Annotated in this window: 28 protein-coding genes; 12 read left to right on the top strand and 16 right to left on the bottom strand. The window is 69.7% G+C overall.

Annotated elements, in window-relative coordinates; genetic code table 11:
- Window positions 1–133 precede the first annotated feature (133 nt).
- The 3 genes from VFA06_RS12050 to VFA06_RS12040 form a co-directional block, all read right to left on the bottom strand.
- Window positions 134–970, bottom strand: coding sequence for a metalloregulator ArsR/SmtB family transcription factor (locus VFA06_RS12050; RefSeq protein WP_324840590.1), 837 nt, complete (start codon window positions 968–970; stop codon window positions 134–136).
- 133 nt (window positions 971–1,103) lie between these two features.
- Window positions 1,104–1,940 (bottom strand): hypothetical protein, encoded by an 837-nt coding sequence (locus tag VFA06_RS12045; RefSeq protein WP_324840589.1) that lies wholly within the window; start codon window positions 1,938–1,940, stop codon window positions 1,104–1,106.
- A 206-nt stretch (window positions 1,941–2,146) separates the two neighbouring features.
- Window positions 2,147–2,275 (bottom strand): hypothetical protein, encoded by a 129-nt coding sequence (locus tag VFA06_RS12040; RefSeq protein ID WP_324840588.1) that lies wholly within the window; start codon window positions 2,273–2,275, stop codon window positions 2,147–2,149.
- 210 nt (window positions 2,276–2,485) lie between these two features.
- Between VFA06_RS12040 and VFA06_RS12035 the strand changes: the two genes are divergently transcribed.
- The 7 genes from VFA06_RS12035 to VFA06_RS12005 are packed head-to-tail and all read left to right on the top strand — an operon-like array spanning window position 2,486 to window position 7,292.
- A complete protein-coding gene (locus VFA06_RS12035; RefSeq protein ID WP_324840587.1) occupies window positions 2,486–3,076 on the top strand; it encodes a Na+/H+ antiporter subunit E in 591 nt (196 codons plus the stop codon).
- The gene (locus VFA06_RS12030; RefSeq protein ID WP_324840586.1) at window positions 3,073–3,336 is read left to right on the top strand and encodes a monovalent cation/H+ antiporter complex subunit F; all 264 of its coding nucleotides are present in this window, start codon (window positions 3,073–3,075) and stop codon (window positions 3,334–3,336) included. The genes VFA06_RS12035 and VFA06_RS12030 overlap by 4 nt, the downstream gene beginning before the upstream one ends.
- The gene (mnhG, locus tag VFA06_RS12025; protein WP_324840585.1) at window positions 3,333–3,737 is read left to right on the top strand and encodes a monovalent cation/H(+) antiporter subunit G; all 405 of its coding nucleotides are present in this window, start codon (window positions 3,333–3,335) and stop codon (window positions 3,735–3,737) included. The genes VFA06_RS12030 and mnhG overlap by 4 nt, the downstream gene beginning before the upstream one ends.
- A complete protein-coding gene (locus VFA06_RS12020) occupies window positions 3,734–4,030 on the top strand; it encodes a DUF4040 domain-containing protein (RefSeq protein ID WP_324840584.1) in 297 nt (98 codons plus the stop codon). The genes mnhG and VFA06_RS12020 overlap by 4 nt, the downstream gene beginning before the upstream one ends.
- Window positions 4,017–5,159 (top strand): MnhB domain-containing protein, encoded by a 1,143-nt coding sequence (locus VFA06_RS12015; RefSeq protein ID WP_324840583.1) that lies wholly within the window; start codon window positions 4,017–4,019, stop codon window positions 5,157–5,159. Before VFA06_RS12020 ends, VFA06_RS12015 begins: the two co-directional genes overlap by 14 nt.
- Window positions 5,156–5,524, top strand: coding sequence for a sodium:proton antiporter (locus VFA06_RS12010; protein WP_324840582.1), 369 nt, complete (start codon window positions 5,156–5,158; stop codon window positions 5,522–5,524). The genes VFA06_RS12015 and VFA06_RS12010 overlap by 4 nt, the downstream gene beginning before the upstream one ends.
- Window positions 5,525–5,528: 4 nt before the next feature.
- Window positions 5,529–7,292, top strand: coding sequence for a complex I subunit 5 family protein (locus VFA06_RS12005; protein WP_324840581.1), 1,764 nt, complete (start codon window positions 5,529–5,531; stop codon window positions 7,290–7,292).
- On the opposite strand, the gene VFA06_RS12000 is transcribed toward VFA06_RS12005, so the two are convergent.
- Window positions 7,267–7,713: a hypothetical protein gene (locus VFA06_RS12000; protein ID WP_324840580.1), complete on the bottom strand. Its 447-nt coding sequence runs from the start codon at window positions 7,711–7,713 to the stop codon at window positions 7,267–7,269. The two genes, VFA06_RS12005 and VFA06_RS12000, sit on opposite strands and share 26 nt — an antisense overlap.
- The gene (locus VFA06_RS11995; RefSeq protein WP_324840579.1) at window positions 7,710–8,681 is read right to left on the bottom strand and encodes a TIGR03557 family F420-dependent LLM class oxidoreductase; all 972 of its coding nucleotides are present in this window, start codon (window positions 8,679–8,681) and stop codon (window positions 7,710–7,712) included. The genes VFA06_RS12000 and VFA06_RS11995 overlap by 4 nt, the downstream gene beginning before the upstream one ends.
- 138 nt (window positions 8,682–8,819) lie before the next feature.
- On the opposite strand from VFA06_RS11995, the gene VFA06_RS11990 reads away from it, so the two are divergent.
- The gene (locus VFA06_RS11990) at window positions 8,820–9,317 is read left to right on the top strand and encodes a DUF1360 domain-containing protein (protein ID WP_324840578.1); all 498 of its coding nucleotides are present in this window, start codon (window positions 8,820–8,822) and stop codon (window positions 9,315–9,317) included.
- A gap of 87 nt (window positions 9,318–9,404) precedes the next feature.
- Here the strand turns inward: VFA06_RS11990 and VFA06_RS11985 are convergent, their stop codons facing one another.
- The 5 genes from VFA06_RS11985 to VFA06_RS11965 all read right to left on the bottom strand — a co-directional run bounded on the left by VFA06_RS11985 (window position 9,405) and on the right by VFA06_RS11965 (window position 14,015).
- The gene (locus tag VFA06_RS11985) at window positions 9,405–9,965 is read right to left on the bottom strand and encodes a ferritin-like domain-containing protein (RefSeq protein WP_324840577.1); all 561 of its coding nucleotides are present in this window, start codon (window positions 9,963–9,965) and stop codon (window positions 9,405–9,407) included.
- Window positions 9,966–10,024: 59 nt separating this feature from the next.
- Window positions 10,025–10,666: a UdgX family uracil-DNA binding protein gene (locus VFA06_RS11980; RefSeq protein ID WP_324840576.1), complete on the bottom strand. Its 642-nt coding sequence runs from the start codon at window positions 10,664–10,666 to the stop codon at window positions 10,025–10,027.
- A gap of 30 nt (window positions 10,667–10,696) precedes the next feature.
- The gene (locus VFA06_RS11975; protein WP_324840575.1) at window positions 10,697–11,215 is read right to left on the bottom strand and encodes a DUF5709 domain-containing protein; all 519 of its coding nucleotides are present in this window, start codon (window positions 11,213–11,215) and stop codon (window positions 10,697–10,699) included.
- Between the two features lie 5 nt (window positions 11,216–11,220).
- Complete coding sequence (locus tag VFA06_RS11970) at window positions 11,221–13,242, bottom strand: transketolase (RefSeq protein WP_324840574.1); 2,022 nt, start codon at window positions 13,240–13,242, stop codon at window positions 11,221–11,223.
- A gap of 155 nt (window positions 13,243–13,397) precedes the next feature.
- Window positions 13,398–14,015 carry an endonuclease gene (locus VFA06_RS11965; RefSeq protein ID WP_324840573.1) on the bottom strand — a complete coding sequence of 206 codons (618 nt, stop codon included), beginning with the start codon at window positions 14,013–14,015 and terminating at the stop codon, window positions 13,398–13,400.
- 81 nt (window positions 14,016–14,096) lie between these two features.
- On the opposite strand from VFA06_RS11965, the gene VFA06_RS11960 reads away from it, so the two are divergent.
- On the top strand, window positions 14,097–14,411 hold the full coding sequence (locus VFA06_RS11960) for a hypothetical protein (RefSeq protein ID WP_324840572.1): 315 nt from the start codon (window positions 14,097–14,099) through the stop codon (window positions 14,409–14,411).
- A 78-nt stretch (window positions 14,412–14,489) separates the two neighbouring features.
- Here the strand turns inward: VFA06_RS11960 and VFA06_RS11955 are convergent, their stop codons facing one another.
- The 4 genes from VFA06_RS11955 to VFA06_RS11940 all read right to left on the bottom strand — a co-directional run bounded on the left by VFA06_RS11955 (window position 14,490) and on the right by VFA06_RS11940 (window position 18,224).
- Window positions 14,490–15,638: an enolase C-terminal domain-like protein gene (locus tag VFA06_RS11955; protein ID WP_349260155.1), complete on the bottom strand. Its 1,149-nt coding sequence runs from the start codon at window positions 15,636–15,638 to the stop codon at window positions 14,490–14,492.
- 82 nt (window positions 15,639–15,720) lie between these two features.
- Complete coding sequence (locus VFA06_RS11950; RefSeq protein ID WP_324840570.1) at window positions 15,721–16,773, bottom strand: DNA topoisomerase IB; 1,053 nt, start codon at window positions 16,771–16,773, stop codon at window positions 15,721–15,723.
- Between the two features lie 57 nt (window positions 16,774–16,830).
- Entirely contained in the window at window positions 16,831–17,874 is a 1,044-nt protein-coding gene (locus tag VFA06_RS11945) for a sensor histidine kinase (RefSeq protein ID WP_324840569.1), read from the bottom strand.
- The gene (locus VFA06_RS11940; RefSeq protein WP_324840568.1) at window positions 17,871–18,224 is read right to left on the bottom strand and encodes an STAS domain-containing protein; all 354 of its coding nucleotides are present in this window, start codon (window positions 18,222–18,224) and stop codon (window positions 17,871–17,873) included. The genes VFA06_RS11945 and VFA06_RS11940 overlap by 4 nt, the downstream gene beginning before the upstream one ends.
- Before the next feature lie 280 nt (window positions 18,225–18,504).
- On the opposite strand from VFA06_RS11940, the gene VFA06_RS11935 reads away from it, so the two are divergent.
- Both VFA06_RS11935 and VFA06_RS11930 read left to right on the top strand, forming a co-directional pair.
- Window positions 18,505–18,942, top strand: coding sequence for a hypothetical protein (locus VFA06_RS11935; RefSeq protein WP_324840567.1), 438 nt, complete (start codon window positions 18,505–18,507; stop codon window positions 18,940–18,942).
- Window positions 18,943–18,974: 32 nt separating this feature from the next.
- Window positions 18,975–20,051, top strand: coding sequence for a DNA ligase (locus VFA06_RS11930; RefSeq protein ID WP_324840566.1), 1,077 nt, complete (start codon window positions 18,975–18,977; stop codon window positions 20,049–20,051).
- Window positions 20,052–20,105: 54 nt separating this feature from the next.
- Here the strand turns inward: VFA06_RS11930 and VFA06_RS11925 are convergent, their stop codons facing one another.
- Together VFA06_RS11925 and VFA06_RS11920 are read right to left on the bottom strand one after the other, a co-directional pair.
- Window positions 20,106–21,050, bottom strand: coding sequence for a glycosyltransferase family 2 protein (locus tag VFA06_RS11925; RefSeq protein ID WP_324840565.1), 945 nt, complete (start codon window positions 21,048–21,050; stop codon window positions 20,106–20,108).
- A complete protein-coding gene (locus VFA06_RS11920; protein WP_324840564.1) occupies window positions 21,034–21,915 on the bottom strand; it encodes a glycosyltransferase family 2 protein in 882 nt (293 codons plus the stop codon). The genes VFA06_RS11925 and VFA06_RS11920 overlap by 17 nt, the downstream gene beginning before the upstream one ends.
- Before the next feature lie 241 nt (window positions 21,916–22,156).
- Between VFA06_RS11920 and VFA06_RS11915 the strand changes: the two genes are divergently transcribed.
- Entirely contained in the window at window positions 22,157–23,137 is a 981-nt protein-coding gene (locus VFA06_RS11915; RefSeq protein WP_324840563.1) for a UDP-glucuronic acid decarboxylase family protein, read from the top strand.
- The last annotated feature ends 91 nt before the right edge of the window (window positions 23,138–23,228 follow it).

Here is a 23,228-nt window from a genome sequence, read left to right as displayed (position 1 = left end):
GCCAACGTGCAGCACCTGACCGCCTGGCGACTGCTCTCGATCTGGCCGTAATCGGTCACGCTCAACGCCGGGAGCCGGCCGCCGTGCACAGCGGCGACCGGCTCCCGTCACGTCTACTCGCCAGGCGCGCCTGCTAGGGCCTGTTTCTGACCATCTGCGCGGCCCGCTGCTCGGCGTGGAATTCCCACGGCGCTTGGGGCAGCACGTCACCGGTCTCGAGCAGCGTCTTGAGGTTGGCCAGCACGGTCGGCCAGCCCATCGCGAGTCCGTCGCGCTGCTCAGCCGAGCGAATGCGGCTGTGGGTGACGGTGAGCTTGACGATGTCGCGGTAGCTCTCGATCTCGAAGGTGACCACGCTGGGTTCGAACGTGGGGTCGTCGGCTGCGGCCGGGTCGTCGAAGCCGAACACGAGGCGGTGCGGCCGGTCCACCTCGATCACGGTTCCGGCCGCGTCGCAGATGCCTGAACCGTCCGTGCGGACGTGCTCGACGCGGCTGCCGACGCACCATTCCGATACCTGCGCATGGCCCCAGAACCGGCGGGTCAGGTCCGCGTCGGTGAGCGCGTGCCACACCTGCTCGGGCGTGGCACGGATGTAGGTGGTGTAGACGTACTCGGGGACGGCCTCGGCGCCTTGCGTGATTTCCGACGTCATCGCTTGCTCCTCCGCATGGCTCTTGATCAGGTCGAGGGCGGCCAGACGTGGCTGTTCGAACTTCCAGATCCAGCGGCTCTGGATCTCGTGGATGGGCACCGGATTCAGGTAGTGCAGCTTGCGCCGCCCGTCGCGCACCGAGACCACCAGGTTCGCCGCCTCCAGCAGCTCCACGTGCTGACTGACCGACTGGCGGCGCATCCGCAGGCCCTCGCACAGTTCGCCCAACGTCAGCCCGGAGCGCTCGTGCAGCATGTCGAGCAGCCGGCGCCGGCCGGGGTCGGCGAGGGCTTTGAACACCATGTCCGCGTCCATACCGGCATCATGCAGGCGAACGCCTGCCTATTGCAAGTTGGCGGAGCACGGATACGACTCGGCCTCCGCAGCCGGAGAGTGACTCTTGACTGCGGAGGCCGAGGTAGAACGCTGACGTGCGCTCAGCGCAGGATCAGACCTGCGGTCCGGCCGGGTCGGCGAGGTGCCCGACGCCGATCAGGGGGTGCGAACCGCCCGGGGCGACCGGAGCCGTGTGCGGCGCCGTTACCGAGCCCTTGAAGTTGTACTTCGCGGCCCAGGCGATGACCTTCAGCAGCGCGTTCGGCGCGAGTTCGACCAGGTGCGAGGGCGCGTAGTAGTGATAGCCGTAGTGGTAGCGCGCGTGGTTGTGGGCATCCACGGTGGCTTCGCTCGTCGCCGTCGGCGCGGTCGCGACCAGGCCCATGTGGCTCGAGGTGTTGTTCGGGCCGAGATAGGTGACCACGAAGTCGCCCGGCTGCGCCGCGGCCGGGTCGTCGCCGACGTCGATGCCGACGCCGCTGTCCATCAGGTAGTCGTAGATGTTGTTGTACTGCGGCAGCACCGAGATCAGCAGCAGGTCGTAGACCTTGCCGTTCGGCGCGGTGTAGTTGAAGTAGTCGTTCTGCGGCGCGTCCGGGCTCAGGCCCGGGATCAGCCCGGCCGCGGCCATGGACCGCGCGACGAACTCGGCGCACTGGTACTGGTCCTGGTCGGACCCGTCGGCCACCGGGGTCGGGTCGTTCCAGGCGGTCCAGTTCCAGTGCGACTCGGCGAACGAGACCTCTTCGTCTCGGGTGATCTGGTCGAGCCAGCTACCGCCGAGCAAGACCGTGCCCTGCCCACTCGTCCCCACGCCCTTGAACGCCACGGTGTGCTTCCCAGATGGCGCGGCGGCGAGGGCGGGGACGGCCAACGCGGTCGCCGAGCCGCAGAGCAGCCCGGCGACGACCACGGAGGCGGCTAACCGCCTGCGATGTATGTGCGTCACTCTCAGTCCCTTGCTGAACAGTTTCCGCGGCAAGGGGCCGGCAGTGAGTATGCGCCGCGTAAACCAAGTCGGGTACCCGTTAGCCCCCGCGTGTCAGTACGCGATGAGGCACCAACTTGGTTGCAGCCCGGGCCTATACCGGGTTATCCGCGGCTATCAGCACGTAGCGGACTTAACGTGACGTAGGGCGACTCAGCAAGGGCGACTCAGTAAGGCAGTCGGCGGCGCCCGGATGGCGTACGCAGATCCAGCGGCGGCAGAGCACGCCGGGACGGCTGGCGCTTGAGTACACGGATGCGGCGGCTCTGTTCAGCGGTCTCGATGCGTCTGGTCATCGTTCTCGCCTCCTCGCAGGCTAGGCACGGTTTGTGCCTTTGTCTCCGCTCGCTGCCGCGCGGTGCCGAGCGACCGGGAGCCAAGCAATGCCCCGCGGCGAGGGGTCGGAAACAGGTTTCCGGCAGATGGAACAAACGCGTGTACACGGTCGCAGCGCGGGTATTCGCGAGAACCGGCTGTGGACAGGTCCACGACACGGGAGGTGAGCGGTGCCGCCGTCGCGCCTCGACCGGCTCCCCGGACCAGTGCGCTGCCTCGCGCGCTCCCTCGGCCTCGCCGCCTGGTGCCTCATCGTCTGGATCCTGCTTACGTGGACCGCGACGCTGGAGCAGTACGCCTTCGGCATCGGCGTCTCGCTCGCCGTCGGGCTGGCGCTCGCTCCGCTCGGCCCGGTCATCCCGCCGTGGGCCGTGCTCACTCCGGGCCGGCTGTGGCGCACCCTCGGCCTGCTCGTCACCTCTCTCGGCCGGATCGTGTCCGCGAACGTGCGGCTGGCCGCGCGGATCTGGGCGCCGAGCCGGCCGCTGCGCAGCGGAATGGTGATCGTGCCCACGACGCAGCGCTCGCTGTTCGGCCTGACCGTGGTCGGGCTGGTCACCTCGGTGGTGGTCGACAACCAGGTCGTCGACGTCGACCGCCGACGCCTTGAGCTGCAGTACCACGCGGTCGTCGTGCCACAGGGCGGTCCGCGGGAGGCTCGCGCCAAGATCAACGAGCCGGTGGAGCGGTTCCTGACCGGCGGCCCGGAGGGTCGCGGGCGGCAGAAGGACGGGCGGAAGGAAGAGGAGAAGGCTTCGTGAGCACGTCGCTGTACGGCGTCATCGCCCTCGTCGAGACGGCCATCGGCCTGCTGCTGATGGCGCGCCTGGCGGCCGGGCCGACCATCTCGGACCGCATCGTGGCGCTCAACACCCTGTCCACGCAGGCGACGCTCTCGGTGCTGTTCTTCGCGGCCTTCGCGGACCGCACGATCTACCTCGACGTAGCGCTCTGGCTGGCCTCGTTCAGTTATCTCGGGGCGATCGTCTGGGCGCGGTACCTGGAGCGGGGGCTGCTGTGAAGACCATCGTGTTCCTCGTGCTCGCGAGCATCGGGCTCGCGTTCTCGCTGTCCGGGGCGGTCGGAATCCTGCGCATGCCGGACCTGTACAGCCGCATCCAGTGCTCCTCGAAGACGGTGACCATGGGCGCGCTGCCTGCGCTGGTCGCGCTGGTCGTCGGCGAGGGCATCGACAGCACATACGCCAGCCGGGCGCTGCTCGTCGCGGTGCTGCTACTGATCGTCAGCCCGACCGCGTCGCACGCGCTGGCGCGCGCCGCGTACAAGTCGGGCGTGCCGATGTGGGACGGCGCGGTGCGCGATGAGGTCGTCGAGCGCAAAGCCCAGGAGAAGGCGAAGGAGCAGGAGCAGCGGAAGGCGAAGGAGCGAGCGCGGCAACCGGGCGGCGGAGGCGAAGGGTGACGCTGTTCTGGGCGCTCGACTATCTCGTGCTCGCGCTGATCGTGATAGCGGCCGTGCTCGTGGTCAAGCTGCGCAACCTCAACGGCGCCGTCATGGCCCTCTCCGGCGTCGGCACCATGCTCTCGCTCATCTTCGTCGTGCTCGGCGCGCCGGACGACGCGCACTCCGAGGTCGTGGTCGGCGCCATCGCGCTGCCGGCGCTGTACCTGATCGCTATCGGCAAGGTGCGCACCGACGTGCCCGACCACGGCGAGCTGGAGGAGGAAGGCGAGTCGCACCATGACGACGGCTGACGAACCCGGTACGCGCCTGCGCGGCGAGGCGGTCGAGGCCGAACCGAAGCATCACGTCGTGGTCGGCATGCTGCTCACCGCGGGCGTGGCGGTGGCCTTCGGGGCAGCGTTGCTGAGCCTGCCGCGCGCGCACCAGCAGCTGTCCGAGGTTGCCAGGTATGCCATGCAGGTGTCGCTGCCGAGCTGGAACCTGACCGAGCCAGTGAACGAGGTCGTATACGGCACCCGCGGCTTCGACACCTTCGGCGAGACCTTTCTGCTGCTGGCCGCGGTGATCAGCGTCGTGCTGCTGGCGCGTCCGCGCGAACCGAGGACCGGCTATTTCGGCGAGGACGTCGCGGGCGAGCGCGAGCAGTCCGAGATGGAACCGGCGCAGCAGTCGCCCGACGCCGGGGAGCGCGAGGCCCGGCGGGCGGAGAGCGCGGAGTCGGACGAGGAATCCGAGCAGTCGGAGCAGTCCGGGGAATCCGAGTCGAGCGACGATCCCGCCGCCGTGGCGGCGGCGCCGTTCCCGTCCAAGACGAGCGTCGAACACCGGCCGAAGACCCCTGACAACGAACTGGTCGGCGGGCGCGGTCCTGAGCGCGCCGAGGCGATGTCGATCATCGTGCGCGGGGCCGTACGCACCGCGACCCCGATCCTGGCGGTGACCGGCTGCTACCTGGTGGCCTGGGGCTACTCCCCCGGCGGCGGCTTCCCCGGCGGCGCGGTCATCCTCGGGGTGCTGCTGCTCGTGTACGCGGGCTTCGGCCGCAAGCGGGTCGCGCGCGTGGTGCAGCCGAAGCTGATGGAGAGCATCGAGATGGCCGGCGCGGGCCTGATCATCCTGACCGAGGCGCTCGGCCTGTTCCGCAAAGGCTCCTTCACCGCGAACTGGCTGCCGCTCACGCCGCCGCAGACGATCCGCTCCGGCGGCGTCGTGCAGCTCTTCTCCGGCGGCGAGCTGGTCGAGGTCGGCACGGGTCTGATCATCGCGGTGTTCGCGCTGTTGGCGATGAGCCACGACTGGGCCCGGGACAAGTCAGCGGACGAAGACGGCGGCGACGACGGCGGCGACGCGAACGCCGAGGACCGGGAGAACGAAGAGAACGCCTCGCAGGCCACGAACGCGGGAGGTGCGAATCAGTGATCGTAGCCAACTACCTGGTAGCCGGGTTCGTGTTCTGCGCCGGGCTCTACACGGTGCTCACCCGCCGCAACCTGATCAAGATCGTGATGGGACTCTCGCTGATGGAGGGCTCCACCTACCTGCTGTTCATCTCCATGGCCTACCGGGCCGGATCGACCGCTCCGGTGCTGGTCAGCCCGCCGGGCGGCCGCACGGCGCACGACCTGGTGCGCGGCAACGTCGCCGATCCGGTACTGCAGAACTTCTGCCTGACCGCGATCGTCATCGGCGTCGCGGTGACCGCCGTATTCCTCACCATCGTGGTACGGGTCGCGCAGCACTACCGCACCTTGGACGCCGACAAGATCAGGGAGCTGCGAGGGTGACGCAGTGATCACGACCACCGCGGCCGCGGGCTCGCTGCTGCCGCTGACCGTCGCGCTTCCGCTCACCGGCGCGGTGCTCGCCCCCTTACTCGCCCGCCTCTCCAAGCGCCTGCCGCTCATCGTCTCCGCGCTGGGCCTGGTCGGCTCGCTCGCCGTGCTCGCGCTCATCGCGCCGCACGTGTACGGGACCGGCGGCGGCATCCTCGCGCACTACATGGGCGGCTGGGGCCCGGTCCACGGCGCGGTGCTGGGCATCGCCTTCGCCGCCGATCCGTTCGGGATGACCTTCGCGCTGGTCTGCGCCGGCATCGGAACCCTGCTCGTGGTGTACGCGCTCTCCGAGCTCGGCGGTCTCGGCGAGCGCGAACTCGGCGCCTTCGCCTGCCTGTTCCAGCTGCTCGACGCCGCCCTGATCGGATCGGCGCTCACCGCGGACCTGTTCAACCTGTTCGTGTGGTTCGAGGTGGCCGCGCTGGCCAGCTACGGGCTCACCGGGTTCTTCCTGGAGCGGCCGATCGCGCTGGAGGCCGCCTTCAAGATCGCCATCCTGACCACCGTCGCGGCGTTCGCGGTGTTCATCGGCGCCGGGCTGCTTTACACCGGGCACGGCGCGCTCAACCTCGCGCAGCTGCATGACGCGCTGGCCGCCCACGTCGGCACGGCCGATCTGGTCGCACTGGGGCTGCTGGTGGCCGGTTTCGGAACGAAGGCCGGGCTGATCCCGTTCCACGGCTGGCTGCCCGACGCGCACACCGCCGCTCCCGGACCGGTGTCAGCCCTCTTCTCCGGTCTCATGGTGAACCTGGGCATCGTGGCGGTCGGCCGGCTGGCATTTCAGGTCTTTCCGACCTCGCGCACCCCGATCCTCGGCATCCTGATGGTGGTCGGGGTCGTCTCGGCGCTGGTCGGGGCGACCATGGCGCTCGCGCAGGATGAGCTCAAACGGCTGCTCGCCTACGACACGATCTCGCAGATGGGTGTGCTGGCGATAGGGCTGGCAACGGGGGCGGCTTCAGGTATCGCAGGGTCCACCTATCACCTGGTGAACCACGCGCTGTTCAAGTCGCTGCTGTTCCTGTGCGCCGGGGCGATCACCCACCGCACCGGAGTGACCAAGCTGTCTGAGATGGGCGGACTGCTGCGCCGGTGGCCGTGGGTCGCGGGCGCGTTCGTCGTCGGGTGCGCCTCGATCGCGGGCATCCCGCCGCTCGGCGGCTACGTCTCCCTCAGCCTCATCCACCACGGCCTGCTCGAGAGCCACCAATACCTGCCCTACGCGCTGATGCTGGTCGCGCAGCTGATCACGATCGCCGCGCTGGGCCGGGCCGCCTGGCTGGCCTTCTTCCGCGAACGGGAGGAGGAGTACGAGCGCAGCGAATCGCTGCGGCCTGGCATGCTGATCAGCCTGCTCGCCCTCAGCGCCTGCTGCATCGCGTTCGGCGTGGTGCCGGGCACTGTCATCGACCACGCGATGGCCCCGGCGGCATCCGGGCTCTTGCATCCGCAGCAATACGCTCACGACGTACTCGCCGGGGTCGGGTCGCTATCGCACGTGGTGGTGGACTTCAATTACACGGACCTGATGGAACTGGTCCTGATCGTGGTGAGCGTCGGGCTGGGGGCGCTGCTGACCGTCGGATATCTGCGCTCGAAGGAACCGCTGCCGGTGCGCGCGCTGCGTGCCGTGCACACCGGCTCCATCAACGACTACGCGGCCTTCCTCGCCGCCGGAGCGGTCGCGATCATCGCGGCGCTGCGTTGGGCCTAGGGCGGCCGGGCGGTACACCGGCACCCCCGTCGTTGTCCTCCTCGTCGAGGCTTCCCGGACGGTAATCGCTCCATACGTGCGTCGCCATGCCGACCGCGCCGACGATGACGATGACCGCGACGCCGACCCAGATCAGCGCGCGCGGGCCGACCGTGAGGCCGATGCCGCCGAGGATGAAGCCGAGGACGATCACGCCCGAGGCCGCGTAACCGATCGGCCTGCCGCTGTGGCCGGCCGGGTTCTCCCAGGTCTCGGAAACGTTGGCCGAGTCCGTCAGCTTCTTCTGCTCGTGGCCCTGCGCGCCGCGCGCCTTCTGCGCCGCGTTGTACGTCTCCTGCTCGGCCTCTTCGACCTTGGTGTGGATGCGCGATTGCTCGCTCGGTTCCCTCAGGATGTTCCTGCGCGGTTCGTTGCTGCTCATTGCGAGCGCATACCCTTCAGCTGCGGCAGGATGCGCTGACCGTAGAAATCGAAGAAGCCGCGCTGATCCGGTCCGATCTGGTTGATGTAGATCTCGTCGTACCCGGCGTCGGCGTACTCGGCGAACCGGCGCAGATGCGCCTCCTCGTCGTCGCCGCAGACCAGCGCCTCGGCCACCATGTCCGGCGTGACCAGCTGCTGCGCCTGCTCGAAATGCGCCGGCTGCGGGAGCACCTGGGCCAGTTCGCCCGGCAGCTGCTCGTTGGCCCAGCGCTCGTGCGCGGTCTTGACCGCCTCGTCGCGGTCCCGGCCCCAGCAGACCTTGTAGCCGCCCTGGGTGACCTTGCCCTGGCCGCCGTTCTCGCGGAACACGCCGAGCAGTTCGGAGTCCGGCTGGGTGCCGACGTAGCCGTCGCCTATCTGTCCGGCCATCCGGGCGGAGGCGGGGCCGAAACCGGAGACGTACACGGGCACCGGCTTGTCCGGCAGCGTGTAGATCCGCGCGTTGTCGACGGTGTAGTACGTTCCGCGGTGGCTGAAGTTCTCGCCCTTCCACAGCTCGCGCATCACCTGCACGGCCTCCTCCAGCATTTCCCGCCGCACCTGCGAGGTCGGCCAGGGACCACCGAGGATGTGCTCGTTCAGCGCCTCTCCGGTGCCGACGCCGAGGGTGAACTTCCCGTCGGTCAGCACGGCGGCGGTGGCGGCCGCCTGCGCGACGATCGCCGGGTGGATGCGGATGGTCGGGCAGGTCACGGCGGTGCCGATGGGCAGGTCCACGGCCTGCGCGAGGGCGCCGATCGTGCCCCACACGAAGCCGCTCTGTCCTTGCGCGTCGTTCCAGGGATGGAAGTGGTCGGAGATCCAGAGCGCTTCGAAGCCGGCGTCCTGCGCCATCCGCGCCTGCTCGACCAGTTCGCGTGGTCCGAACTCCTCACTGGACAGGAAGTACCCGATCTTCTTGACCATTGCCTCTCCTCGATCTCGCTGCGCTCATGCGGCCGGCCAGCTGCGGGCCGGCCGGTGCGTCGCCCGCGTGTACCCACGATCGAGACGGGTAGTCGGCGCGAAAGGCTCATAACGCCCAAAGGACCAGGAGGCGCGACGGTGACGGAGAAGACGGAGCAGGCACTACGCGGAGTCGAGCAGGAATACACGCAAGGCGCCGACTTTCCGCTACGCAGCTACGTCGGCGCCATGGGCGTGTACACGGGACTGGTCGCCTCGCTCGCAGGCATCGCCAAAGCGACTCGGCGGCCGGTGCCGGACCCGAGCCCCTGGGATGTGGTCATCCTGGCCGGCGCCACGCACCGACTCAGCCGCCTGATCGCCAAGGACCCGGTGACCAGCCCGCTGCGCGCGCCGTTCACCGAGTTCCACGGAACGCAGGGGCCCGCCGAACTGAAGGAGGAGGTACGCGGCTCCGGCGCGCGCAAAGCCGTAGGCGAGCTGCTGACCTGCCCGTTCTGCACCGGCATGTGGATCTCGACCGGGCTGTGCGCCGGCTTGGTGTTCGCTCCCCGCGTCACGCGGCTGGCCGCGAGCGGCCTGACCGCGCTGACCGGCTCGGACTTCCTGCACTTCCTGCGGGCCAAGCTGATGTGAGTCGTGCCGGGGGATGAGACGGCCCGCCGGCTCTGATCGAGTCGGCGGGCCGGGTCGGTGGAATTCAGCCCTGCGGGTCGGTGGCATTCAGCCCTGTTCGAGCAGGGAGAGCATGTCTTCGGCGTGCTCCTCCTCGGTGGCGAGCACTTCCTCGAAGATGCGGCGGGTGGTGGGGTCGCCGTCGCCGAGCCAGGCGATGATCTCGGTGTAGGCGGCGATGGCGATGCGCTCGGCGACGAGGTCTTCCTCGATCATGGCGCGCAGTTCGTGCGAGGTGACGTACTGGGAGTGCGAGCGGCCGGTAAGCGTCTGCGGGTTCAGATCCGGCACGCCGCCGAGCTGGACGATGCGCGCCGCGAACAGGTCGGCGTGCTGCTGCTCCTCGTTGGCGTGCTCGAGGAATTCGGCGGCGACCGGGCCGGCGTTCAGGCCGTTGGCCGCGAAGTGGTGCTGGCGGTATCTCAGGACGCAGACGATCTCCGTCGCCAGCGACTGGTTCAGCACCTCGAGCACGCGGTCGAGGTCCGCGCCGTACGCGGAGGTTACCGGTCCCTTGTCCATCTGTTCACGTGCCTTGGCCCGCAGCGTCTCGATGTCGCTCAGAAAGGGCTGGGCAGGGTTCATCGTCTCGTCTTGCTCCTGCTGCATGTACGCGATCCTCCTCGTTTCGGCCGCAGACCGCTGACGGCTACCCCGAGTGCGGACGGTCAATCGAGCCGTCCGGCTAGTTCGGCGCAGGTACGCAGATCCGCGAGCAGCCCCGCATACGCGGTGTCGCGGTCCGGAGCGCGTAGCACGGCCGAGGGGTGCACGGTCGCGACCGCCTTGGCCCCCGGACCGGCGCCCTCCGGCGGCTGCCAGTCGACCGGCACCCCGCGGGACTTGCCCACCCGGAAGCCGGAGCCGAACAGCGACTGGCCCGCGGTGGCGCCGAGCAGCACGATCACCTCCGGCCGCAGCCGGGAGAGCTCGGCGAGCAGCCAGGGCCGGCAGGCGTTGATGTGCGTCGTGCCCGGCTTCTCGTGAATGCGCCGCTTGCCGCGGTCGGGGGCGCTCTTCCAGCGGAAGTGCTTCACGGCGTTGGTCACGTAGGTCTCACCGGGGTCGATGCCGGCCTCGGCCAGCGCGCGGTCGAGCAACGCCCCGGCCGGTCCGACGAACGGCAGGCCGCGCTTGTCCTCTTGGTCGCCCGGCTGCTCACCGATGAGGACGAAGCGCGCGTGCTCGTCGCCGCGGCCGAACACCGTCTGCGTCGCGTCGCGGTAGAGCTCGCAGCCCTCGCAGTGCGCCGCGGCCTTGGCCAGCGCGGTCAGGTCCCCGTCGCTCGGGACGAACTCCTCGGCTGTCATCGTCTCCTCCGCCGATCGCCACGAGCCGGCTCACGAGTTGCGCGACAGCGGATCCTGCCAGGTCTCGGCCGCTTCGGCGTCCTGCTCGCGGGTGTCTCTGACGTCTGCGTCGGCCACGTGCATCGCGGCCTCCTCGGCGCTGGCCGCGCCGCCGTCGACGCCCATGTCACGGGCGAGGTAGTTCGGGGTGCTCACCGTGTGCGCGCCCTCGTCCTCGGCGACGAGGCGGCCGGCGCGCTGGTCCGGCTCCAAGTCGTCGACCGGCGGGGCGTCCGGCTCGGCCTCCGGCCGGTTTTCCAGCGAGGCCGGTTCGCCGAAGTCGGGTTCCTCCTCGGCGAGGCGCTGATCCAGCGGGGCGCCGGTACGGGCCTCGTCGAGCGTGACGCCGTATTTCTCCGAGGCCGGCCTGCGCTCGGGCGGGCTGATGCCGGTGTCCAGCGGGTCGGCGGACAGGTCGTCGGTCTCCAGGCTGTCGCCGGGCTGCAGGACGCCGTCGTCCTCGGGGACATCCTGCGATTGGATCGGGCTTTCACCCGGGTCGGTGGTCATGGTTCTCACTCACTCCTCAGGGTCGGCTTGCCGCTGGGAAGGCCGTCGCGGTCCAGTTCCGACCGCACCGCGCGCACGATGTGCTCGGCGCTGAGGCCGGCGGCGTCCAGGGCTTGCGGGGTGGAGGCGGAGCCGGGCAGCGATTCGACGGCGAGGTGCGCGAACCGGGCTCCGGCCTGGCGCGGCCAGCCCTTCGCGATCACGGCGGCGACCGCTTCGCCGATTCCGCCCTCGGGGTGATGGTCTTCGACGACCATCAGCAGCCTGGTTTGCTGGGCGCAGCGGCCCAGGCTCTCGGCGTCGATCGGTTTGACCGAGTACAGGTCGACCACGCGGGTCGCGATCCCCTGGCGGGCCAGCTCGGTCGCGGCGCTCAGGCACTCGTGCAGGGTGACTCCGGCGCCGACGAGGGTGACCACGTCGTCAGGGCTCTCACCCCACACCTTGCAGCCGCCGATCGGGAATCGCTCGTCCGGTCCGTACAGGACCGGATATCCGCCGCGCGTGGTCCGCAGATAGCTGATTCCCGGCAGGTCGGCCATGGCGATGGTGAGCGCGGCCGCGCTCGGCGCGTCGGACGGGTAGAGGACGGTGGAGTCGTGGACGGACCGCATCATCGCGATGTCCTCCAGCCCCATCTGTGACGGTCCGTCCGCGCCGATCTCGACGCCGCAGTGCGAGCCGACGACGCACAAATCGGCCTGCGAGATGGCGGCCATGCGCAGGAAGTCGTGCGCGCGGGTGAGGAAGGCGGCGAAGGTGGCGGCGAACGGCCGGTAGCCGCGCACCGAGAACCCCACCGCGGTCGCGACCATCTGCTGTTCGGCGATGTACATCTGGAAGAAGCGCTGCGGGTGGTCCTTCTCGAACAGCTCCGTGTAGGTGGAGTTGCCGACTTCGCCGTCCAGGGCGACGACGTCGGGGCGCGCGCCGAGGGCGGCCAGCGCCTGGCCGAAGGCCTTGCGGGTGGCGATCTTCTCGCCGAGCTCGAAACGCGGCGGCTCGATCGGGGCGGCACGCTGGGCCGTGGCCGCGCGCTGACCGTCAGCAGCCTGCGATTGCGAGCGGCTGGGCGCGGAGGGGCCGCCGGTACCCGGCGACTGCTGCGACTCCTGCGACCCGAGCGACTCGGCGGATTGCGCGCCCTCGGGCAACGGGCCGCGCACGTGAATCGCGGTGACGCCGCCGAGCTCTTCGATCGCGCGCTGCGCCATGTCCTCGGGCAGCTGCTTGCCGTGCCAGTCCGGCTTGTTCTCGATCTCGGAGAATCCGCTGCCCTTGACCGTGCGCGCAATGATGACGGTCGGCCGGTCGGCCAGTTCCACCGCCTCGTACGCGGCGGTGATCTCGTCGATGTCATGCCCATCGATGGTCAGCGAGCGGCAGCCGAAAGCGGTGACCCGGTGCGCGTACCGCTCGACGTCCCAACCGAATTCGGTGGCGCCGGTCTGCCCGAGCCGGTTGACGTCGATGATCGCGGTGAAGTTGTTCAGCTCATAGTGAGCGGCCTTGTCCAGCGCCTCCCAGACCGAGCCCTCGGCCATCTCGCTGTCGCCGCACAGCACCCAGACCCGGTAAGGCAGCCGGTCGAGCTTGCTCCCGGCCAGCGCGACGCCGACGCCGTAGCCGATGCCCTGGCCCAGCGAGCCGGTGGCGACGTCAACCCAGGGCAGGACCGGCGTCGGGTGGCCCTGGAGCCGACCGGAGCGGCGGTAGGTGTTCATCAGCTCGTCCTCGCTGATCACACCGGCCGCGCGGAACATCGAGTAGAGCAGCGGTGAGGCGTGCCCCTTCGACAGGATCAGGTGGTCGTTCGCCGGGTTAGCCGGGTCGTCCCAGTCGTAGCGCAGATGCCGGGCCATCAGCACGGCCATCAGGTCGGCGGCCGACATGCTCGAGCTGGGGTGGCCGGATCCCGCGGCGGTGCTGGCACGTACCGAGTCGACGCGCAGTTGCCGGCCGAGGGCATACAGCTCGGCCCGGTCAGCCGCCGGTCCGACCCGCAGGTCGCTTCCGATCGCGTTCATGGTCTGTAGCTCCGTCCGGTCCGTCTGGTCCGTGTGCGTCGTCTTCGGGTCGAGCCTTTCCGGTGCGTCACCGACCGGCGCTACCCCGACATGCGGAATTGATTCACCCGAAGGGTGTGCGCACTTCGCGGCGCAGTGTCACTTCGGGCACAGCGTCACAGCGTCACGCGCACGAGGGCGGCGGCGAGCCGCGGCAGGTCCTGCTCGGCGACCAGCTCGGCGAGTTTTCGCGGGTCGGCCGGCAGCCCGGCCTTGCTCGCCCCCTGCGCGGCCCGCTTGTCGAACGTCGGACGCAGCTCCGGCCACAGGCCCTGCGCCTCGCGGCAGAAGATCTCGGCGCCGACCGGCCCGATGCGCGGTACCTCTTGGAGCAGCTCGCGGACGCGGCGCGGATCGTGGCCGGCCTCGGCGCGCAGTTTGCGCAGGTCGCCGTGCCAGCGGTCGAGAATGAGCTGCGCGCCCTCGCCCAGGGCGGTCGCGGTGCTCTCGTCGTAGCGCTTGTAGTGCGCGCGCCCGAGGGCGTCCACGCGCTGCTGCCAGCTGGCCTCCAGCATCTTCGCGGGAGTCCGGTAGCCGGCCGCGAACAGCTCGCGGGCCGCGTCCACCGCGATGTTGGCGCGGATGCGGATCGAGGACAGGACGCAGACGACGAGGAGCTGGTAGAGCGGCCCCGGCGTGTCCCGCAGCCGGACCCCGGCCTCGTCCGCGAAGGTCTGGCCGTGCTCTTTGAGCAGGTCACCGACCCGGTGGCGCAGATCGTCGGGTGCGGACATCGGTTCCTCCGAGGATCGGGAGTGCGAATTCCCCGATCGGGTACCCGGCTTCGTCCGACCTGCACTGAAGAAGGAGCGACTGTGTCTGAAGAAAACGGACTTCCGCATTTGGAAGACGCGGCGACCCCCGACGCCAAACACTCCGCCGACGAGCAGATCCGCGGCGAATGGCAGCGCGCCGGCGAAATGCAGCAGGAGAGCGATCACCTGCGCGAAGTGCTCGACGACGCGCGGCAGGCGGTACAGAAAGCCTCGGACGCGGACTCGATGGCGTCCGGCGGGATCGGCGTGCGGCCTGAGGATGTCCAGGACACCGGCTCGGGCGACGCCGAGGAACCCGACGAAGAGAGAGCCAGGGACGAGGAGCGGGCGCGTTCGGGAGGAGGCGGCCGGTAACGCGGCCTGAATCGGCTGGCCCGCGTTAGGCGGGTACTTGGTGGCGAATCGGGCCGTGCCCGTCAGACGCGACGTTTGTCACGCGACGCGGTACCGATTCGCCACCGCGCTTCGCAGCTCGAGGCCGATCCCGGGAGCGGTGTTGTCGCACGGGCTGATCGCGCCGCCGCTCGGGTCGAGGGTGCCGTCGAAGAACATCGACTCGATCCGGGTGTGGTCGTGGAACCACTCCAGATGCCGCAGGTTCGGCACGGAGGCGGCGACGGCGGCGTGCGCATGCGGCGCGCAGTGTCCTGATATCTGCAGGCCGAGCGATTCGGCGACGGCCGCGACCCGCTGCCAAATCGTGATGCCGCCGCACCTGGTCACGTCCGCTTGCAGGCAGTCGACCGCGTCCGCGTTCAGCATCCGCCCGAAGTACGGCAGGTCGTAGCCGTATTCACCGGCCGCCACGTCCGGCGTGATCGCGTCCCTGATCTCGTGCAGGCCCACCAGATCGTCGGAGCTGACCGGCTCCTCGAACCAGGTCACCCCGAGATCCGCGAGGGCGCGCCCGACCCGGATCGCCTGCTTGCGGGTGTAGCCGCCGTTCGCGTCCACGTAGAACTCGACATCGTCGCCGACGATGTCGCGCGCGAACTCGGCGCGGGCCAGGTCGCGGCGCTCGTCCCGGCCCCAGGACTCGCCGATCTTGATCTTGACGCGCGGGATGCCCTGCTCCTCGGCCCAGAACCGCAGCTGCTCTTCGAGCTGCTTGTCGTCGTAGGTGGTGAAGCCGCCGCTGCCGTATACCGGGACGTCCGGTCGTGCCGCGCCGAGCAGCCGCACCAACGGCACGCCGAGCACCCGGGCCTTAAGGTCCCAAAGCGCGATATCGACCGCTGAGATGGCCATGGCGACCAGCCCCGGCTTTCCAGCGTTGCGCACGGCGCGGCACATCGCGTCGTTCGCCGCGGGCACGTCGAGCGCGCTGCATCCGCGCACCACGTCGGCCAGTTTGTCGGTGATCACGTTCGCCGCGGCCGCGAGGCCGTAGGTCCAGCCGATCCCGGTGACACCGGCGGCGGAGGCACGCGCCATCACCATCGTGGTGGAGTCCCAGGTCAAGGTGCCGTCGCCCTCGGGGCTGTCGGTAGGCACGGTGAACGCGGCCGCGCTCACGGCCTCGACCGGAACATCGGTGGCCGGCGGCGGTCCGCCGGAAGCGGAAGCAGGTGGTGGAGTCATGGCGGCTGCGGATAACCGGATCCGGTGATCGTGAAACACCGGCTGGGTGTCGCGGCTGCGCCTTGGCGGCCCCGAGCTCGTCTCAGCCGGCCTTGAGCAGGTCGAGGACGGCTCGTTCAACCGCGCCCTGTGTCGCCGGCTGACCGAAGCTCTGCTCCGCGCCGAGCGCGGTGAGCGCGGGCGCGATGGTGCGGCCCTCTTCATAGAGTTCGATGACGCGCGGGTTGATATAGGAGGCGCGGCATACGGCCGGGGTGTTGCCAAGGTATTCGGCCACCTCTTTGACCGCGCGGACCTCGGCCCGCTTACGCGCGGTCGGGGAGGTGCGCGCCGCCTGTGTCGACACGGCCAGGGCGACCGCGGCCAGCACGGTGGCGTGCCAGGTGCGGAAATCCTTCGCCGAGACGTCCAGGTCGCAGATCTCCTTAAGATACGCGTTCAGTTCGTCGCTGTGCACCTCGTGCCAGCCGTCGCCGTTACCGCCGTTTCTTCCAACGCTGCGGCGCTCGCGGTAGGCCAGCAGCCTGTCCTCGGTCCCGCGCTCACGAAGCAGCGCGGCGATGGTCTTACGGGTCGGTTCATCCACGATCGCCTGCACCCGGCGTTTACCGCCCTTCGCCGGATAATCGAACGCGACCGTCTCGCGGTTGCGGCAGTCGACATGCAGGCACAGCACCGTGGTCAGACCGTATGTTCCGTTCGCTTGGACGTATTGGTCGGAGCCGACGCGGAAGAACCCGAAGTCGAGCAGCCGTGCCGCGCACGCCAGCACCCGCTCACGCACGAGGCCGCGCCGCGCCAAGTCCGCGCTGATGCGTTCCCTCGCCAACGGCAAGCGCTCGGCCATCTCCAAGACGTGCTCGTGCTTTGCCTGCTCTTGCTGCTCACGGAAGCGCGGATGGTAAAGATACTGACGCCGGCCGGCCGCATCGATGCCGGTCGCCTGGATGTGTCCGGTCGGCCACGGACAAATCCATACGTCGCGCCAGGCCGGAGGAATGACGAGCTGGGTGAACCGCTGGCGCAACTCGGGATCCGTCACCGGCGCGCCCTGCAGGTCGAAGTACCGGAACCCGCGGCCGTGGTGCACGCGCCGGTATCCGGGAGCGCGAAGATCGCTCTGCCGCAAACGCACTGCGCACCCCTGTCTAGCCGTGTGCCGCTTCGCTTCCGTGCGCTCGCGCCAGAGCCGTCAGGCCATGGAGTTGTGGTCGTCGGACACCGACTCGACGCTCGACGCCGGATCAGCCTTCGATGCCTCCACGTAGACACGTACCGTGGTGCCGGTCTGCGGAGTGGAACGGATCTGCACCAGATCGCACAGCAGATTGGCAATCCACAGCCCCGCGCCGCCGCCGCCCTCCGGATTCGGCTTGCGCCGGCCGACCAGCGGGTCCGTGATTAGGCCGCGGTCATGCACCTCGCACACCACCTGCCCGCCCTCGCGCCACAGGCGCAGCGTGCCGGTGCCGCCGCCGTGCTTGATGCTGTTGCAGGCCAGCTCGTTCGCCACCAAGACCAGGTCATCGACGCGGCGCGCGGCGACGTGCTGCGCGGTGGCGCAGGTCGCCACCGCCTGCCGGATGCGCGGAAGGTCGGCCAGGCCGAATTCGGTGCGATACAGCTGCACCGTCGGTTCGGTCGGTTCGGGGAAGGCTGCAGAAAACATGGCTGATCGCGAGAACTCCGGATGGGGATAGCTGGCACTGCGGTACGCGCGGCCTGCGTCCATTACTCCCGGATGAGTTTGATGCGCCCGCGCGATGACATCCGAGTCGAGGCTTGTCGTGTCGTAAGGGCACAGCAGCCACCACGGCGGACCCTCGTCGAAGGCGAGGTTCAGCAGCGCCTCGTGCTGCTGGCACTCGATCAACTCGGACGGGCTGCGGCCCGGCCAGATCGGCTCGCCGATGCCGCGAAAGCCATGCGCCGAGCCCTGGTGCCGGACGACCCATTCCTGCCAGGCCGGGATGATCCGGGCCGGGTTGCGGCCGATCGCCGCCATGTCGATGAAGTTCACCAGCCGCGCGTCCACGCCGAGCTCGTCCCGCAGCATGCTGGCCCGCGGCTCGATGACCGCCACCATGATCGGCTCTTCGGCGGCGAGGGCGTCGCGCACGAACGTCGCAGCGCGGTGGACGAACTCGTCTGGTCCGCGATAAAGCATGGCCTCGTGCCTGAACCGGCCCCGCTTCGACGCCGCGGGCCGCGACTCAGGAAGCTGGTCGATGCTCATGTACTGAACTCCACGTTCGGGGCGGCGGCGTGCAGGTCGAGCAGCGACCAGGCGCGCCGCAGCATCTCGTTGGCGCCGTTCACGACGACGGGAGACCCGAGGGCGAGCGCGGTCTGAGCTATCGCCCGCAGTCCCGCGACGTCGATGAAGTCGAGTTCCCCGCAGTCTAGAACCAGCGCGACGCGGGATGCGCAGGCCGAATCCAAGGCGGCCCGCAGTGCGCCCTCGGCGTTCAGGTCGGCTTCTCCGGCCAGATGCCAGCAGCCTTCGCCAGAGGTCCACGCCCGGAAGCCGGAGGCGCCGTCGCAGACGCCGGATTCCGTGGCGCCCGGTGGGTTGACCGGCTGCATCGGCTGACCTCCTCCTCCCGTAGGCCTGACCACTCGGTTCTTGGGCGACCGGCTACCCGGATACCGCCACTCCATGCGATGGCGGATCGGGTGATTCAGCTGGCTCGTCCCGGCCGGAACGATGGTGCGGCAGCATCGTGCGGCGATGATCGCGCGAAGAAAATCAAGACACTTGTGCCAGCGAGTGGAAAAATGGACGGACCGGGTACTCACCGGGGACTGTCGCCCGAACCGCCGCGTCCAGGGCAGGCCCGGAAAGGTCCGGCGAAGGGAGCGGATCATGGGCCACGGCGCGGACCTCGGCACCGAGCTGGCCGCCGACCGGAAGCTGATCGAGCTGGTCGCGGGCCAGTGCGCGGCCGAGCAGGATCCGGCCAGGCAGCGGGCGCTGGTCAAGCAGCTGACCGCGGCGGTCGAGGAGCACGTCACGCTGACCTCCAAGTGCCTCGCCGGAGCGTTGCGTGAGTTCGTCCCCGGCGGCGGAGAGCTGTCCAGGCAGAGTGACCGGGTGCGCGACCAGGTCAGCTGGACCCTTGGCCGGGTGGCCGAGCAGAACGGGTACGGCGAGGCCGGACCGGAGCTGGTCAGCACGCTGGCCGGGCAGGCCCGCGGGCTGCTCGACGTGGAGCAGAACCGGCTGCTGCCGGCGTTGGAGCAGGCGGTGACCTGGCACGTACTCGAGGATCTCGGCGAGAAGGTCAGGGCCGCGCGGCACTGACCTGGCGCACAAGCGAGTCGAGGTGATCGCGGATGGCGAAAGACGCCACCTGGGCCGGCCTGCGCGCGATCGCCCCGATGCTGGCCACTCTCGGCCGGCTTCCCTCCGGCGCGCAGGACGGCCTGTTCGGCTATGAGGTGAAGTGGGACGGGGTCCGCGCGATCGGCTACCTGGGCAGGGACCGGTTTCAGCTGGTCTCGCGCAACGAGCGCGACATCACCGCCGCGTATCCCGAACTGACACCGCGATCCGCCGAGCTGGCTCGGCTGGCCGGACGGCGCGGCCTGGTGGTGGACGGCGAGATCGTCGCCTTCGACGCGGCGGGCCGGCCCTCGTTCGGCGCACTCCAGCAGCGGATGCACGTGCGCGACGCGGCCCGGATCGCCAGGCTGAGCGAGCGGACGCCGGTGGCGTACATCGTCTTCGACGTGCTGCGCAGGGACGGACGCTCTCTGGTAGACGAGCCCTACCGCGAGCGCCGCGCGATCCTTGCCGCTCTCGATCTCGCGGCGGTGTCCAGCTGGCAGGCGCCTGATTACCAGGCGGGCGATGGTGCCGGGTTGTATGCGGCGACGCGCGCAGAAGGGCTCGAAGGAGTGATCGCCAAGCGGCTGGAGTCCACGTACCAGCCCGGCCGACGCAGCCCGGACTGGATCAAGATCAAGCACGTGCGTACTCAGGAAGTGGTGGTCGGCGGGTGGACTCCCGGCGAGGGCCGCAGGCGCGGGGCGATCGGATCGCTGTTACTGGGCATTCCGGTGGCCGGCGCAGGCGCTGGCGCTGGCACGAGCGGGGGTCGGGTGGGGCGCCGCGGTGGATCGGCGCATGACACGGCAGCGGACACCCTTGAGTTCGTGGGCCTCGTCGGAACCGGCTTCACCGAGCAGAGCCTCGCGGATCTCGGCAAGCGCTTGGATGCGCTGGCCACCGAGCGCAGTCCGTTCGCCGGCCGTGTGCCGCCCGCGATCGAGCGCGAGGCGCGGTGGGTGCAGCCGAAACTGGTTGGCGAGGTCGTCTACGCCGAGCGAACCCGCGACGGAATGCTGCGCACGCCGTCCTGGCGCGGACTGCGCCCGGATAAGGCACCGCGCGACGTTCACGCCGAATAGTGCGCGAGACGCGAATCGTGCATAAAGCGGTGCCTGATCAGCTCATGCAGCGACTCAGCCCACGTAACGGCGCGCGGTGGACGTGCGCTGCGGTACTTCCAGCAGTCGCATATTCGCTTCCACATTCGCGGGTACGACGCGCCGTTCCCTCAGTACCCACGGCAGGCCGCGCAGCGCATTGAAAAACCCTGAGGCCGAGGTCCTGTCCCGCGGAACCGAACCGGCCAGCCAGACGGTGCGGCGCAGCGCGCTCGTCACGGGTCGGCGCAGCCAAGTCGTCCACAGGGTGTTGCGAATGCCGTCGCGCCTACGCGCCGTGCTTTCACGTCGGGTGGAGGGTTCGTGGTGCACTATGACGTCCGGCGCGTAGCACAGCCACCAACCGCACGCCGCGAGATCCATCGCCAGCAGCTCCTCCTCGCCGCCCAGCCACAATCGCGGATTGAAGCCGCCGACCTGCCGGAATGCGGAGGTGCGCAGGACCGAGGCGCCGGCCAGAATGCTGCCGAGCGCGGGACCCGGCAGCCGCGCACCGGGCGGTCGCGGAATCGGCGAGTCGCGCAGCTCCGCCACGATCGGGTCGTCGCTGCCCTCCGGTTCGACGACGATGTGCCCGGTGATCGCGGCGACGTTGGCGTGCGAGTCGAGCAGGTCGGCCGCGCGGACGAGCGCCCCGGGCTCCCACCAGGTGTCGTCGTCGCAGAACGCGATATAAGGCGTCTCGACCCGCCGGGCCGCGAGGTTCCGGCCCACCGCGCCGAGGTTGCGGTCCGCCGCGATCAGAGTCATCTCAGGGTACTCGCGGCGGACGAAATCGGCCGTTCCGTCGCGTGACCCGTTGTCGACGACGATCACCGGCGGCCGAGTCGGCAGAGTCGCGAGCCGGTGCAGCGTCCGTGCCAGTTCCTCGCGGCGGTTGTGCGTAATGACCACGACGGTGACCCGCTTCTCGGCGGTGGCACTGTTCTCCGCGGCGGCACTGTCACGCGGCGATGCCATAGCGACCTCCGGCTTCCAGCATCCGCACCGCCGATTCCACGTTCGGCGGAAGTTTTCTGCGCCGCGGCAACAGCACCGGAAGGCGCGCCGCGGCCGACAGCGCCGCTTTTCGGGCCACCGGTTCACGCACCGCTGCCCGCGCCGCCCGCGCGCTCGATCGCAGCGCATGCTGCCAAGGCCTGCGCAGCCAGTCGATCAGCAGGTCGTTGCGCAGTTCCAGTACGCGCCGCGCGGCCGGGTCGCGAACCGCCGAAGGATGGTGGTGTGCGACAAGTCCGGGGGCGTAAACCAGCTGCCAGCCCGCCGCCGCCAGATCGTAGGCCAGCAGCTTCTCCTCCCCGCCGACCCGGATGAATTGCGCGAACCCGCCGACGTCGAGGAAGGCCCGGCGGCGGACCACCGCCGAGCAGGCCAGGAATCCGAGCACCGGGCGGCCGCCGGGCGTCGGCTCCTGCTCAGGCAGCGGGCTGCGCCACATCAACAGATTCACCGGATCCAGTTCGCGGCGCGGCCCGACCAAGGTGCGCGCGGCGATCAGCGCGAGCCGCGGCGAACCGTCCAGGATGCGCTCGGCCTCGGCCAGCGCGCCCGGCGCCCACCAGGAGTCGTCATCGCTGAACGCCACGTACGGTGTCGCGGCGGCAAGCACGCCGCGGTTTCTGGCGACCGCGCCCAGATTGCGCGGCATTCGCAGCACCCTGACAGCTGGGAAGCGCGCCGCCAGCCGCTGCGGGGTTCCGTCGGTGGAGGCGTTGTCCACCACGATGATCGGGGGCCGCTCCGGCAGAGCGGTCAGCTCGCTGAGGGTGCGGTCAAGCTCCGCCGCACGATTGCGGGTGGCGATCACGACCGTGGTACGGCTCATCGGCGGGACGTTGCCGCACCCGCCGAAGGCAAACGACCGCCCGGCCCGATTCAGTCGTCTGTGGGATCGAATACACAGCCATGACGCGCGATGAGCTGGCCCGGAGAAACGTCTCGACGGGAAGTCGTTTTCGTCCGCAAGTGCCGGGTAGCCGACCGGTCACTCGACCAAGTGAAGCTTCAGTTAAGACAACAACCGGCCATCCGAGGACGGCCGTGGACGATCCGGGAGGTGCCACCACATGGCGGAAACCGCGCGCCGCTTCCATCGGGCCGTGGTCACCGGCGGGGCGGGCTTTCTGGGCTCGCACCTGTGCGAGCGGCTGCTGGCAGAGGGCACCGAGGTCGTGTGCCTGGACAATTTCCTAACCGGAGAACCGGACAATGTGGGGCACCTCATCTCCGACGGGCGGTTCCGCATGGTGCCGTGCGACGTGAGCGAGTTCATTCACGTGCCCGGCAAGGCCGACCTCGTGCTGCATTTCGCCTCCCCGGCCTCCCCCACCGACTACCTGAAATACCCGATCGACACGCTGCGCGTCGGCAGCCTCGGCACACTGCACGCGCTGGGGCTGGCCGCGGAGAAAGGCGCGCGGTTCATCCTCGCCTCGACTTCTGAGGTGTACGGCGACCCGCTGCGGCATCCGCAGTCCGAGGACTACTGGGGCAATGTGAACCCGGTCGGCCCGCGCGGGGTCTACGACGAGGCCAAGCGCTTCTCCGAGGCGCTGACCATGGCGTACCGGCACAGCCGCGGCCTGGACACCGGGATCGTGCGGATCTTCAACTCCTACGGGCCGCGGATGCGCCCGCACGACGGCCGGGCGATTCCCACCTTCATCATGCAGGCGCTGGCCGGCGATCCGCTGACCATCGCCGGGGACGGCAGCCAGACCCGCTCGGTCTGCCATGTCTCCGACACCGTCTCCGGGATCCTCGCGCTGGCCGCCTCGGCCGAGCCGGGACCGGTGAACATCGGCAGCCCGCAGGAGCTCAGCGTGCTCGATCTGGCCACCCGGATCGTCGAGCTCACCGGGTCGAGCTCCCCGCTCGCCTTCACCGAGCGGCCGGTTGACGACCCGACCACGCGCTGCCCTGACATCACCCTGGCCCGCACGCGACTGGGCTGGGAACCGAAAGTCGACCGCGACGAGGGCCTGCGCGACACGATCGCCTGGTTCGCCGAGCGGACCGAGCAACAAATGACCGCAGCCGCCGCCTGAACGGCGACCGCCGGCGGCGGCCGCGCTGGGGCTCAGGGGCGCAGCGGCCGCGCAACACGGAGTCGAGTTTCACGGTCGGGCAAACGGCCGC

This window comes from Actinocrinis sp., assembly GCF_035653575.1.
GTDB lineage: Bacteria > Actinomycetota > Actinomycetes > Streptomycetales > Catenulisporaceae > Actinocrinis.
This window is presented reverse-complemented; position numbering and strand designations above follow the sequence as displayed.